A 13,798-nucleotide genomic window follows, 5' to 3' on the forward strand; every position below is an offset into this window, starting at 1 on the left:
ACGCGTTCTTAAACCTTACGATGAACCAGTTTGATGCGCGACAGCGCTATGTCGGAGACTTAGTGGGGCCTCCCACAGTTGGACCGTGGGGTATCAGGTAGATAAGCGTCGGCTGTCAGGCCGTCACGGGAGCAAGCTCCCTCGCCACAGGTCCAGCGTCGCACCAAAGTTGTGTAGATACCTATGCTCATCGCAGGCAAGCCAGCTCCCACACTGATCGCGCTCCACCTTGCGCCAGTGTTCTGCCCTTCTATCACTTAAATCAATCTTGCTACCCACCCTCCCTTCGCGCACTTAGACTCAGGCCAATTCCTTCAAAGGTACGCCGCCATGTCCGAGACGCTGCTCAGTTCCCGCAATCTGGCTTTCGAGCTGTATGAAGTCCTCGATGCCGAGGGCCTGACCCAGCGCGAGCGGTTTGCCGAGCACAACCGCGAAACCTTCGATGCCGCCATCAGCACGGCGCGCACCCTCGCAGAAAAATACTTCGCCCCTCACAACCGCAAGAACGACGAAAACGAACCGCGCTATGAAAACGGCCAGGCGATCCTGATCCCTGAGGTCAAACCGGCGGTGGACGCCTTCCTTGAAGCCGGCTTCCTCAACGCAGCACGCAGCTTTGAAGCAGGTGGCATGCAACTGCCGACGCTATTGTCCCAGGCCTGCTTCGCGCATTTCCAATCGGCCAACGCTGCCTCGACGTCCTACCCGTTCCTGACCATGGGCGCCGCCAACCTGATCGAAAGCTTCGGCACCGAGGAGCAGAAACAACGCTTCCTGCAGCCAATGATCGACGGGCGCTTCTTCGGCACCATGGCCCTGACCGAGCCCCATGCCGGTTCGTCCTTGTCGGACATTCGTACCCGTGCAGAACCCGCGGCTGACGGCAGTTATCGGCTCAAGGGCAACAAGATCTTTATCTCCGGTGGCGACCACTCGCTGTCGGAAAACATCGTGCACATGGTGCTGGCCAAGTTGCCGGACGCTCCCGCAGGCGTGAAGGGCATTTCGCTGTTTATCGTGCCCAAGTTCCTGGTCAACGATGACGGCAGCCTGGGCGCTCGCAACGATGTGCTGCTGGCGGGGCTGTTCCACAAGATGGGCTGGCGCGGCACCACGTCCACGGCGCTTAACTTCGGCGATAACGGCAACTGCGTCGGCTACTTGGTGGGCAAGCCGCACCAGGGGTTGAGCTGCATGTTCCAGATGATGAACGAGGCACGCATCGGCGTGGGCATGGGCGCGGTGATGCTTGGTTATGCCGGCTACCTTTACTCCCTGGACTACGCCCGCGAACGGCCCCAGGGACGCCTGCCCGATAGCAAAGACCCAAGCACCGCACCGGTGGCGATCATCCAGCACGCCGACATCAAGCGCATGTTGCTGACCCAAAAAGCTTATGTGGAAGGCGCCTTTGACCTCGGCCTGTACGCGGCGCGGCTATTCGATGACACCACCACCCTGCAAACCGACACCGAGCGCAAGCACGCCCACGAACTGCTCGACCTGCTCACGCCGATCGTCAAATCCTGGCCGTCGGAGTTCTGCCTCAAGGCCAACGAACTGGCGATCCAGATTCTCGGCGGCCACGGTTACACCCGCGAATACCCGGTGGAACAGTACTACCGCGACAACCGCCTGAACCCCATCCATGAAGGCACCCACGGTATCCAGTCCCTGGACCTGCTCGGGCGCAAATTGGCGCAGAACGGTGGTGCCGGCTTGAAGCAATTGATTCGCCTGATGGCCGAAACCGGCGCCCGGGCGCAAAAGCACCCTTCACTCACGGCGCTGCGAGAGCCCCTGGAGCAACTGGTAAACCGGCTGCAAAGCGTCACGATTGGCCTACTCACCGATCTCGCCCACGGCAAGGTCAACAGCAGCCTGGCGAACTCGGCGCTGTACTTGAAAGTGTTCGGGCACACGGTGATTGGCTGGCGCTGGCTGGAACAGGCGATCCGCGCCGAAGAAGGGTTGGCCAAGGGTGACGTGGCCGATGCGGCCTTCTACAAGGGTAAGCTCCAGGCCGCCCGGTATTTCCTGACCTGGGAAGTACCGAGCTGCCATCATGAACTGGCGATTCTGGAGGCACGCGACGATACGTGCCTGGGCATGCAAGAGGAATGGTTTTAGCCCTCAGGGCTGACCGATCACCTTGGAGATCACATCGACCGTGGCGCTGACTTGCTCTTGGTAACGGTCGAGTTCCTGCTGGTGCGCCTGTTGCATTTCAATCTGCTCGGCGCACAGGTTCAGCGCGGCCAATACCAATAGCTTGTCACCGATCAGGGTCGGGTACTTTTTCTTGGTAACGGCCAGGGAGGCCTTGAGCATGGTCACGGCATGCATCAGGGTCTGATCTTCGCCGGCCGGTGCCTTGATCGAGTAATCCTCTCCGAGAATCGAAACGACCTTTATGCCCTCACTCATGCGCTGACAGGCCCTGCACTCACACGCTCAACCAGCGCCTGGATGCGAGCGGCGGTGGCGCCGTGCTTTTCTTCCTGTTCCATCAGGTTCAGTTGCAGGCTTTCGTTTTCATCCTTGGCGCGAGCCAGCTCGGCCTTGAGGGATTCGTTGCTGCCCAGCAGTTCTTGATTCTGCTGTACGAGGTCGCTGACCAGTTGTTCCAATTGGCTGAGGGATGCTTCTAACATTTTGATTTCTCGGGCGTTTAAAAAGGGCGGTGACGATAAAGAAAATTCACCTCGGATGCCAGGGTTATCCCTGGCCGCGCAGCCCGATGTTGCAAGGCCGGGCCGCACTTTCGAGCCTTAGTGACTGCATTTACCCGATCTGGTTCCGGAACTCACCCAACCCCTGGTCCGATGCGACAAAAGCGCGCGCCCCCTTAAGACTTTAGTCGCAGGGCCGATAAGGCGGGCACACCTCGTCTCATGGCCGCATGGATAGCGCCTCCCCCAGGACTCCAGCATGTCTCTTCGTAATATGAATATCGCCCCGAGGGCCTTCCTCGGCTTCGCGTTTATTGGCGCCTTGATGTTGTTGCTCGGTGTGTTCGCCCTGAACCAGATGAGCAAAATTCGTGCAGCCACCGAGGACATCACCTCGGCCAGCGTGCCCAGCATTCGCGCCCTGGATGAATTCACCCAACTGACCCTGCGCCTGCGCGTACTGTCGTACCGCTTGCTGACCAACCGCGAGCCGGACGTACAGCAAAAGACCCTCGAAGCCTTTGAACTGCGCAATCAGCAGATTCGTACAGCCCAGGGCATTTACGAAAAGCTGATCTCCAGCACCGAAGAGCGCAACGCCTACAACGAGTACGTGCGCCTGTTGGGCCAGTACCGTCAGATTGAAGAGCGCATGAAGAGCCTGTCTCGCGCCAATCAGGTCAACGAGCTGCGCAGCCTGCTCAACACCGAGTTGCTGGACAACTCCGAGCAAGTCAACGCCGTGTTGACCCGCTTGCTGGACATCAATAACAACGACGCCAACGCCACCAACCAGCGCGCCAAAGACCAATACGACATGGCCTTTGACCTGGTGGTAGGCCTGCTGGTGGTTGCCACGGCGCTGACCTTGCTGTTCGCCTGGTTGCTGACCCGCAGCATCACCCTGCCCATCGCCCAGGCGCTGGAAGCCGCCGAAGAAGTGGCCGAAGGCAACCTGACGCGCCCGATCACCGTGGACGGCAACGATGAGGCCGGGCGCCTGCTCGCGGCCATGGCCAAGATGCAGCACAAACTGCGCGACACTCTGCAACGCATCGCCGGCTCCGCCACCCAGCTGGCGTCCGCCGCTGAAGAGCTCAATGCGGTCACCGACGAAAGCGCCCGTGGGCTGACCCAGCAAAACAATGAAATCGAACAGGCCGCCACTGCCGTCAACGAGATGACCAGTGCGGTGGAAGAAGTCGCACGCAACGCGGTGAGCACCTCCGAAGCCTCGCGCAACGCCACCACCTCTGCCGGTGACGGCCGTGACCTTGTGCAGGAAACCGTCAGCGCCATCGAACGCATGAGTACCGATGTGCAGGCCACCGCTTCCCTGATTGGCGACCTGGCCAATGAGTCGCGGGATATCGGCAAAGTGCTGGACGTGATCCGTGGCCTGGCCGACCAGACCAACCTGCTGGCCCTGAACGCGGCGATCGAAGCAGCGCGAGCCGGGGAAGCCGGGCGTGGTTTCGCCGTGGTGGCCGATGAAGTGCGCGCGCTGGCCCATCGCACCCAGCAGTCCACCAGCGAAATCGAGCGCATGATCGGCAGCATCCAGACAGGCACCGAACACGCGGTGGACTCGATGCGCAACAGCACTGAGCGCGCCGAATCGACACTGAATATCGCCCGCGGCGCGGGCCTGTCGCTGGACACCATCAACACCGCGATTGTGGAGATCAACGAGCGCAACCTGGTGATCGCCAGCGCGGCGGAAGAACAGGCCCAGGTGGCGCGGGAAGTGGACCGCAACCTGGTGAATATCCGCGACCTGTCGGTGCAATCGGCCACCGGTGCCAGCCAGACCAGTGCGGCGAGCGGTGAGTTGTCGCGATTGGCGGTGGACTTGAATGGGATGGTCGGCCGCTTCCGCCTCTGAAATAAGCCTTTGCTCACACCGCATACCTTGTGGGAGCTGGCTTGCCTGCGATAGCAATCTGTCAGCTGACGCCCATGGCGCCTGGCACACCGCAATCGCAGGCAAGCCAGCTCCCACATTTGAGCGATGTGCAGCCACAAAAGCTTTTTGACAGCACAGCAATTCAACAGGTTAGAATCCCTGGCACGCAGACTGCATGGTCAGTTTGCGTCCTGTCTTCCCCTGCCCCCGGAGTACTGCCTTTGAATGCGACGACCATCAACAGCCTGTTCTTGATCGGCGCGTTGCTGGTGACTGCGAGCATTCTGGTGAGTTCGCTTTCGTCACGCCTAGGCATCCCCATCCTGGTGATTATCCTGGCCGTGGGCATGACCGCCGGGGTCGATGGCGGTGGCATCATTTTCGATAACTACCCGACCGCCTACTTGGTGGGCAACCTCGCCCTCGCCGTGATCCTGCTCGACGGCGGTTTGCGTACCCGGGTGGCGAGTTTCCGCGTGGCACTGTGGCCGGCTTTGTCCCTGGCCACGGTGGGGGTGTTGATTACCACCGGCCTCACGGGCATGGCCGCGGCCTGGCTGTTTAACCTCAATATCATTCAAGGCTTGCTGATCGGCGCCATCGTCGGCTCCACGGACGCCGCGGCGGTGTTCTCGCTGTTGGGCGGCAAGGGCCTCAACGAGCGGGTCAGCGCCAGCCTGGAAATCGAATCCGGCAGCAACGACCCGATGGCGGTGTTCCTCACCGTCACGTTGATCGACATGCTCGCCAGCGGCCAGACCGGCCTGCACTGGAGCCTGCTCACCCACCTGATCCGCGAATTCGGCATCGGTGGCCTGGTAGGCCTGGGTGGCGGCTGGCTGATGCTACAACTGGTCAACCGCATCAACCTGGCCAACGGCCTGTACCCGATCCTGGTGATAGCCGGCGGCCTGTTCGTATTCGCCCTGACCAACGCCCTGCACGGCAGCGGCTTCCTCGCCGTGTACCTGTGCGGGCTGGTGATCGGCAACCGCCCGGTGCGCAGCCGCCATGGCATTTTGCATATGCTCGACGGCATGGCGTGGCTGGCGCAGATCGGGATGTTCCTGGTGCTGGGCCTGCTGGTCACTCCCCATGACTTGTTGCCCATCGCGGTGCCTGCCCTGGGCCTGGCGCTGTGGATGATCCTGTTCGCGCGGCCGCTGTCGGTGATGGTTGGCCTGCTGCCATTCAAGGCGTTCCACGGGCGCGAAAAGGCCTTTATCGCCTGGGTCGGCCTGCGCGGCGCGGTACCGATCATCCTCGCGGTGTTCCCGCTGATGGCCGGCCTGCCCCATGCGCAGCTGTACTTCAACCTGGCGTTCTTTATCGTGCTGGTCTCGTTGTTGGTGCAGGGCACCAGCCTGCCGTGGGTGGCCAAGTTGCTTAAAGTCACCGTACCGCCAGACCCGGCGCCGATCTCCCGCGCAGCCCTGGAAGTGCACGTCACCAGCGAGTGGGAGCTGTTCGTCTACCGCCTCGGCGCAGAAAAATGGTGCATCGGCGCGGCCCTGCGCGAGCTGAAAATGCCCGAAGGCACGCGCATCGCCGCGCTGTTTCGTGGCCAGCAATTGCTCCATCCGTCGGGTAGTACGGTGCTGGAAGTCGGCGATTTGCTCTGTGTGATCGGCCACGAACACAACCTGCCGGCCCTGGGCAAACTGTTCAGCCAGGCGCCGCAACGGGGCCTCGACTTGCGCTTCTTCGGCGACTTCGTACTCGAAGGCGACGCCCAGCTGGGCGCGGTTTCCGCCTTGTACGGGCTCAAGCTTGAGGGTATCGACCCGGACATGCCATTGAGCCGCTTCATTACCCAAAAGGTTGGCGGTGCACCGGTAGTCGGCGACCAGGTGGAATGGAACAACACCATCTGGACCGTCGCCGTCATGGACGGGAACAAGATTGGCAAAGTCGGCGTCAGATTCCCCGAAGGAAGTCGCCCGGGCCCCGGACTCTTCCTCTAAACTGCGGGACAACGACGCCCCGATTCTTCACTTTGCAAGACCGGTCTCTATGCCAACCCTGCGTACTTTTCTCGCCACTGCCCTGCTGGGCCTGACCCTTTGTGTTGGCAGCGTATACGCCGCCGACCCGCCCAGCGCCGAAGCCGTCCAGCAAAGCCTGGATAAACTGCCCGACCGCAAGCTGCCTGACGCCGACATGAAGGCGCTGCAGGCGACCCTGCAACAGACCCTGGTCTACCTGGGCAATCAGCAGGATTACGAGCAGCGCCTGGCCGACCTCAAGCGCCAGTTGGAAGAGGCCCCGCGCCAGACCAATGAGAACCAGCGTGAGCTGGCGCGCCTCAAGGCCACCAAAATCATCCCGGTGGCCCAACGCTACGCCAGCCTGCCGGTGCCGCAGCTTGAGCAATTGCTGGTGCAACGCAGCACCCAGCAAGGCGACCTGCAAAAAGAACTGGCCGACGCCAACAGCCTGACCATCGCCGCCCAGACCCGCCCCGAGCGCGCCCAGACCGAAATCAGCAGCAGCCAGACGCGCATCCAGCAAATCAACGCGACGCTCAAGCTCGGCAAAGACAACGGCAAGCCCCTCAGCAGCGACCAGCGCAACCAGCTCAACGCCGAACTGGCGGCCCTGAATGCCTTGATTCCCCTGCGCCGCCAGGAATTGGCCGGCAACAGCCAGCTGCAAGACCTGGGCAACAGCCAGCATGACCTGATCCAGGAAAAAACCGCACGCCTGGAGCAAGAAATCCAGGACCTGCAAACCCTGATTAACCAGAAACGCCTGGCCCAGTCCCAGCAGACGGTGACCCAACAGTCCATCGAAGCGCAGAAAGCCGGCGGCAGTAGCATCCTGGCCAAGGAAAGCGCAGACAACCTCAAGCTGTCCGACTACCTGCTCAAAAGCACCGACCGCCTCAACGACCTGACCCAGAAAAACCTGCAGACCAAGCAGCAACTGGACACCGTGACCCAAAGCGATTCGGCCCTGGACGAGCAGATCAACGTGCTCAAGGGCAGCCTGCTGCTGTCCAAGATTCTCTATAAACAAAAGCAGGCCCTGCCGCGTCTGACCGTGGACAAAGACCTGGCCGACGACATCGCCAACATTCGCCTGTACCAGTTCGAGGTCAACCAACAGCGTGAGCTGATCACCTCCCCCAGCGCCTATGTGGACAACCTGCTGGCCAACCAGCCGCCGGATGAAGTCACCCCGCAACTGCGCCGCACCCTGCTGGAAGTGGCGATCACCCGTAGCGACCTGCTGGAACGCCTGAGCCGCGAACTGAGCGCACTGCTCAACGAATCCATCACCCTGCAACTGAACCAGAAACAACTGCTCAGCACCGCCAGCACCCTGCGCGCCACGCTCGACGAGCAAATGTTCTGGATCCCCAGCAACAAGCCGCTGGACACCGAATGGCTGGAAACCGTACCGGCGCACTTGAGCAAGCAGGTCACCACCCTGCCCTGGGCGTCGAGCGTCAGCGAGCTATATGACGGCCTGACCCAACGCCCGCTGCTGTTCCTGCCGTTGCTGTTGCTGATCGGCGCGCTGCTGTGGCGGCGCAATGCGCTGTATGTGCGCCTGAAAAAGGTTCACCAGGACATCGGCCACTTCAAGCGCGACAGCCAGTGGCACACGCCGCAGGCCATCCTGATCAACATCCTGCTGGCGATGCCCGTGGCCCTGGGCCTGGCACTGTGCGGCTACGCGTTGCAGATCGACGCCCGCGGGCAAAACGCCAACCTGGGTGCGGCCTTGTTGCAGATCGCCCAGGCCTGGCTGGTGTTCTACACCGCCTACCGCATCCTCGCGCCGGGCGGCGTGGCGGAGCTGCACTTTCGCTGGGAAAGGCCCCAGGTCGAATTCCTCCAAGGCTGGATCCGCAAGCTCGGGCTGGTGGTACTGGCGCTGGTGGCCGTGGTCGCGATTGCCGAACATCAACCGGCGGCGCTGGCCGACGACGTGTTGGGTATCGCCGTGGTACTGACCTGCTACGGGCTGATGGCCTGGCTGCTGGGCCGCCTGCTGCTGAACAGCCCGACCCACGAAAAAGCCTCACTGTTTCGCAAAGCGATCGGCGTGCTGTTCACCGCCCTGCCCATCGCGCTGTTTATTGCCGTGTGCTTTGGCTATTACTACACCGCGCTGAAACTCAGTGACCGGCTGATCAACACCTTGTACCTGCTGATGTTCTGGCTGGTGATCGAAGCCACCTTCGTGCGCGGCCTGGGTGTTGCCGCACGGCGCCTGGCCTATGCCCGCGCCCTGGCCAAACGCCAGGCTGCCAAGGAAGCCGGTGACGGCGAAGCGGTGATCGAAGAGCCGACCCTGGACATCGAGCAGGTCAACGAACAGTCCATGCGCCTGATCCGCCTGGCCCTGCTCGGCGGCTTTATCGCGGCGCTGTATTGGGTGTGGTCGGACCTGATCTCGGTATTTTCCTACCTGGACAACGTTACCCTGTACGAATACACCAGCGGCACGGGTACGAATATCAGCATGGTGCCCATCAGCATCGGCGACCTGCTGGGCGCGTCGATCATCATCGGCATCACCTTTGCCCTGGCGCGCAACCTGCCCGGCCTGCTGGAAGTCCTGGTGCTGTCCAAGCTCGACCTGGCCCAAGGCAGCGCCTACGCCACCACCACCTTGCTGTCCTACATCATTGCCGGCGTGGGCTTTGTCACCACGCTCTCAACCCTCGGCGTGAGCTGGGACAAACTGCAATGGCTGGTTGCAGCGCTGTCGGTGGGCCTGGGTTTCGGCATGCAGGAGATCTTCGCCAACTTCATCTCCGGCATCATGATTTTGTTCGAACGCCCGGTGCGCATTGGCGACACCATCACCATCGGCAACCTGTCGGGTACGGTGAGCAAGATCCGCATTCGCGCCACCACCATCACCGACTTCGACAACAAGGACATCATCGTCCCCAACAAAACCTTCATCACCGGGCAACTGATCAACTGGTCGCTGACCGACACCATCACCCGTGTCACCCTGAAACTGGGCGTGGACTACGGCTCCGACCTGGATCTGGTGAAGGAATTGCTACTCAAGGCGGCGCGAGAAAACCCACGGGTACTCAAAGAGCCGGAACCCCATGTGTACTTCCTCAACTTCGGCGAAAGCACCCTCGACCACGAACTGCGCATGCATGTTCGCGACCTGGGCGACCGTAACCCGGTGTTGGACGAGGTCAACCGCTACATCAATCGTGAATTCAAGAAACAGCACATCAATATCTCGTTCCGGCAGATGGAAATCTATCTGAAGAATCTTCACGGCCAGGAATACAAATTGGTGCCAGCCGAAGACGAGCGCAAGACCATCGCCGAGCCCCTCGACAAGCCCGACGCCCCCGAGCCTCCTGCAGGCAAAGTGGTGGATGCGCCGGAGCCGCCACCCAGCAAACTCGACTAAACGCACTATCCCCAGCAGAATGCTCGGACATTCTGCTGGAGATGGCCGGTGAAAGCCCTCGACGAACTGACCTTCGACAACCGCTTCGCACGCCTGGGCGATGCGTTTTCGACCCACGTATTACCCGAGCCCCTCGACGAGCCGCGCCTGGTGGTCGCGAGCAAGGCTGCCATGGCCCTGCTTGACCTCGACCCGGCCGTGGCCGAAACGCCGGTATTTGCCGAGCTGTTCGGTGGCCACAAGCTGTGGGCCGAGGCAGAACCGCGGGCGATGGTGTATTCCGGGCATCAGTTCGGCGGCTACACGCCACAACTGGGCGATGGTCGCGGGTTATTGCTGGGCGAGGTCTATAACGAGGCCGGCGAGCATTGGGATTTGCACCTCAAGGGCGCTGGGATGACGCCTTACTCGCGCATGGGCGACGGGCGCGCGGTGTTGCGTTCTTCGATTCGTGAATTCCTCGCCTCCGAAGCCCTGCATGCCCTGGGCATCCCCACCAGCCGTGCCCTGTGCGTGATCGGCTCCAGCACGCCGGTATGGCGGGAAAAACAGGAACGCGGCGCCATGGTTTTACGCCTGGCCCACAGCCACATCCGCTTCGGGCACTTCGAATATTTCTACTACACCAAAAAGCCCGAACAGCAGGCCGAGTTGGCCGAGCACGTGCTGAACCTGCACTACCCCGAATGCCGCGAGCAACCCGAGCCTTACCTGGCGATGTTCCGCGAAATCGTCGAGCGCAATGCCGAAATGATCGCCAAGTGGCAGGCCTATGGCTTTTGCCACGGGGTGATGAACACCGACAACATGTCGATCCTGGGCATCACCTTCGACTTCGGGCCGTTTGCGTTTCTCGATGATTTTGACGCGCACTTCATCTGCAACCATTCCGACCATGAAGGGCGCTACTCCTTCAGCAACCAGGTGCCGATCGGGCAGTGGAACCTCAGTGCCTTGGCCCAGGCGCTTACGCCGTTCATCAGCGTTGACGCACTGAAAGAAGCCCTCGGCCTGTACCTGCCGCTGTACCAGGCGCACTACCTGGACCTGATGCGCCGCCGCCTCGGCCTGACCACCGCCGAAGATGACGACCAGCGGTTGGTGGAGCGCTTGCTCAAGCTGATGCAGAACAGCGGCGTGGACTACACCCTGTTCTTCCGACGCCTGGGCGATGAATCCGCGGCGCTGGCCGTGGCGCGGCTACGTGATGACTTTGTCGACCTGGCCGGGTTCGACGCCTGGGCCGAGCAGTACAAGGCACGCGTTGCGCGGGATGGGGATTACACCCAGGAACAGCGCCGTGAGCGCATGCATGCGGTCAACCCGCTCTACATCCTGCGCAACTACCTGGCCCAAAACGCCATCGCCGCCGCCGAATCAGGCGACTACAGCGAAGTGCGGCGGCTGCATGAAGTGCTGACCAAGCCGTTTGAGGAACAATCAGGGATGGAGCAGTACGCGCAACGGCCGCCAGATTGGGGCAAGCATCTGGAGATTAGTTGTTCGTCTTGACCTCTTAGATAAAGGTCTCCACTGACACCCCGAAACGCTCGGCCAGCCAACGAATCTGGCGCACGTTGAGCTGGCGTTTTCCGCTCAATATCTCCGAGACGACTGATTGCGCCCCAACGCCCGGAAGGTCGCTCTGGGTGAGGTTGTGCTCGCGCATCATGTAGCGCAGCACATCGACCCCGCTGGCGACGGGCATTGGGCGATGCTCACGATCATAAGCTTCGATCCAGTCGCTCAGAATGTCGACCAGACTCATCAGCGGGCTGTCCTCGTCTTCACCCACCAGGCTCAATAGCTCATCCAAACCGCATACCAGCGCGTCGTAGTCTGCCTCGTTTTCCGGCTTGCGCAGCACAGGCGAAACGAACTGCCAGTGTTCTGCCGCAACATGTATAAGTGCGCTCATCTGATTTTTTCCTTCCATTTGCCCTTCTCATAATCGCGATGGTCAAGCAGGTGCTTGATATAAACGCGCTGCACTCGATACTGCACCGACGCAATCAACCTCAGCTTGTTACCGCCAATATCAAACACATGAAATTCACCCACCTTGTCCGTGGCGGGAAACATGGCTTTCATTGCAGCGAAGTCCTTGGGGGCGTTGCGCTTGATCACGCGATACCACTGATCCAAAGCCGTTGCCGAGCGCGGCCATTTTCCCTTTGCTTCCCAGATCCTGCTTTCATTGATGACTCGCATGCAACGTCCTTATCGCATCTTGCTATGTAGGTTAAACCTGAATTCGAACTATCGCAATTTGCTATAGCCGCAAACAGACCGGTGGCGCACACCAAAAAGCCTAGCCACACCGCTCACGCTGGCGAGGATGAAAATGTGAGCGAATAAGTATCTATATCCTTGATAAACCCCTGTCTCGACACCAAATACCCAACTGGCCAAACCCAGGAGCCTCCGATGTCCGAACCTCTTGTCATCCCCTGCCCACATTGCAACGGCCTCAACCGCATCCCCGGCGAACGCCTGGGTGACGCGCCCAAGTGCGGGCGTTGCAAGCAGCCGGTGTTGCTGAACAAACCCTTTGATTTGAAACAGGGCGACTACGCCAGCCAGATCAAGGGCGACCTGCCGCTTTTGGTCGATGTGTGGGCCGACTGGTGCGGACCGTGCAAGTCGTTTGCGCCGGTATTCGAACAGGCCGCCGGGCAGCTTGAAGGCAAGTGCCGGCTGGCGAAGCTGGACAGTGAGGCTAACCAGCACCTGTCGGCGCAGTTGGGGATTCGCTCGATTCCCAGTTTGATTCTGTTCAAGAACGGCCGTGAAGTGGCGCGCCAGAGTGGGGCATTCCCGTTGCCGCAGTTGATGAGTTGGTTGCATAGCCAGGGGGTGTAAACATCCCCCTTAATGCCAGTCAGTTGAGGCTTTTTTGTAGGAGCGAGCTTGCTCGCGAAAAACTTACAGGCGCCGCGTTCATTCAGCAAGTACGCGTTATCGTTGACGTTTTTCGCGAGCAAGCTCGCTCCTACATTGAATGCATTTGAGCTTTAGGTCAGCGGGGCTTCGCGGTCCATCATCTGGCTGACCAGCATGACGCCCAGTTCACTTAACTGGTGGATGGCCAGCGCTACGTCGCGGTGTTCGCCGGTGAGGTCGTTGGACAGGTTGAGCAGCAAGGTGCGCACCGAAGAGAAGGTTTCGTAGCTGTTGAGTACGAGGGTTTCGGTGGGGAGGTTGGGTGACACGGTATAGAGGTTAGCCATGGATCGTCTCCGGGTTTAGGAGCCGCAACCAGCCCGCTACTAAACGGAGGGTGGCAGCTGTACGCAGGTTAGTAGACCGGGGAGACGCAACCGGCGCGCTCGAAAGCGCCCTCCGTACAGCCACCATCGAATCCAGGAAGATCCTGATCGACGATTTGCCGTACGTCTCACCACGGGCTACTAAACCCGATCACTGAACATTCAGCGACCGGCAAACCTTAGAGACGCCCATCCAGACGCACAAGCCGGCGGATTCTGGCGTAGCTGTAGGCAAGGTTACAAGGCACAAGCCCAATTGCCAGACCCGTCCTACAGACCCTGTGGGACAAATCCAACCCACCTGCCGAAATGCAATCCAAACTGTGGGAGCTGGCTTGCCTGCGATGCAGTCACCTCGGTGATTCAGGCACACCGAGTCGATACCTTCGCAGGCAAGCCAGCTCCCACAATTGACCGCGCCCGGCCACACACTCCACGATGCGAAGCGAGTCGCTCTTGATCTTGCTTTTGATTTTAGGCGCCCCGTTAAACCACGCTGGCCGGAATTCGACAGGGATTTGGGGGGGTAAACCGGCAGGGATGCCGGTTTA

The 13,798-nt window shown here is 60.7% G+C and carries 11 protein-coding genes and 1 pseudogene; 7 read left to right on the forward strand and 5 right to left on the reverse strand.

Going from position 1 to position 13,798, the window contains the following annotated elements; translation table 11 throughout:
• Positions 1-330 precede the first annotated feature (330 nt).
• Positions 331-2,133, forward strand: a complete 1,803-nt coding sequence (locus DK871_RS27310; protein ID WP_161907352.1) for an acyl-CoA dehydrogenase — start codon at positions 331-333, stop codon at positions 2,131-2,133.
• A gap of 3 nt (positions 2,134-2,136) precedes the next feature.
• On the opposite strand, the gene DK871_RS27315 is transcribed toward DK871_RS27310, so the two are convergent.
• Positions 2,137-2,430, reverse strand: coding sequence for a cell division protein ZapA (locus DK871_RS27315; protein WP_003187971.1), 294 nt, complete (start codon positions 2,428-2,430; stop codon positions 2,137-2,139).
• Positions 2,427-2,657, reverse strand: a complete 231-nt coding sequence (locus DK871_RS27320; RefSeq protein WP_044270846.1) for a hypothetical protein — start codon at positions 2,655-2,657, stop codon at positions 2,427-2,429. Before DK871_RS27320 ends, DK871_RS27315 begins: the two co-directional genes overlap by 4 nt.
• Before the next feature lie 292 nt (positions 2,658-2,949).
• On the opposite strand from DK871_RS27320, the pseudogene DK871_RS29790 reads away from it, so the two are divergent.
• The 5 genes and pseudogenes from DK871_RS29790 to selO form a co-directional block, all read left to right on the forward strand.
• Positions 2,950-3,705: pseudogene (locus DK871_RS29790) on the forward strand (MCP four helix bundle domain-containing protein); the annotation flags it as partial.
• Positions 3,697-4,560 carry a methyl-accepting chemotaxis protein gene (locus DK871_RS29795; protein WP_371101677.1) on the forward strand — a complete coding sequence of 288 codons (864 nt, stop codon included), beginning with the start codon at positions 3,697-3,699 and terminating at the stop codon, positions 4,558-4,560. The pseudogene DK871_RS29790 and the gene DK871_RS29795, both read left to right, overlap by 9 nt.
• Before the next feature lie 242 nt (positions 4,561-4,802).
• Complete coding sequence (locus DK871_RS27330; RefSeq protein ID WP_003187967.1) at positions 4,803-6,545, forward strand: potassium/proton antiporter; 1,743 nt, start codon at positions 4,803-4,805, stop codon at positions 6,543-6,545.
• 49 nt (positions 6,546-6,594) lie between these two features.
• Positions 6,595-9,978: a mechanosensitive channel MscK gene (gene mscK, locus DK871_RS27335; RefSeq protein ID WP_161907353.1), complete on the forward strand. Its 3,384-nt coding sequence runs from the start codon at positions 6,595-6,597 to the stop codon at positions 9,976-9,978.
• A 48-nt stretch (positions 9,979-10,026) separates the two neighbouring features.
• Positions 10,027-11,490: a protein adenylyltransferase SelO gene (selO, locus tag DK871_RS27340; RefSeq protein WP_161907354.1), complete on the forward strand. Its 1,464-nt coding sequence runs from the start codon at positions 10,027-10,029 to the stop codon at positions 11,488-11,490.
• Between the two features lie 4 nt (positions 11,491-11,494).
• On the opposite strand, the gene DK871_RS27345 is transcribed toward selO, so the two are convergent.
• Positions 11,495-11,896: a type II toxin-antitoxin system HigA family antitoxin gene (locus tag DK871_RS27345; protein WP_057702527.1), complete on the reverse strand. Its 402-nt coding sequence runs from the start codon at positions 11,894-11,896 to the stop codon at positions 11,495-11,497.
• The gene (locus DK871_RS27350) at positions 11,893-12,189 is read right to left on the reverse strand and encodes a type II toxin-antitoxin system HigB family toxin (RefSeq protein WP_161907355.1); all 297 of its coding nucleotides are present in this window, start codon (positions 12,187-12,189) and stop codon (positions 11,893-11,895) included. Before DK871_RS27350 ends, DK871_RS27345 begins: the two co-directional genes overlap by 4 nt.
• A 216-nt stretch (positions 12,190-12,405) precedes the next feature.
• Here DK871_RS27350 and trxC point away from each other — a divergent pair, with 216 nt between their 5' ends.
• Positions 12,406-12,840, forward strand: a complete 435-nt coding sequence (gene trxC, locus DK871_RS27355; RefSeq protein WP_161907356.1) for a thioredoxin TrxC — start codon at positions 12,406-12,408, stop codon at positions 12,838-12,840.
• A 152-nt stretch (positions 12,841-12,992) separates the two neighbouring features.
• On the opposite strand, the gene DK871_RS27360 is transcribed toward trxC, so the two are convergent.
• The gene (locus DK871_RS27360; RefSeq protein WP_047712416.1) at positions 12,993-13,208 is read right to left on the reverse strand and encodes a DUF6124 family protein; all 216 of its coding nucleotides are present in this window, start codon (positions 13,206-13,208) and stop codon (positions 12,993-12,995) included.
• Between the last annotated feature and the right edge of the window lie 590 nt (positions 13,209-13,798).

Origin of the sequence: Pseudomonas sp. L13 (assembly GCF_009935965.1) — a bacterium.
Lineage (GTDB): Bacteria > Pseudomonadota > Gammaproteobacteria > Pseudomonadales > Pseudomonadaceae > Aquipseudomonas > Aquipseudomonas lactis.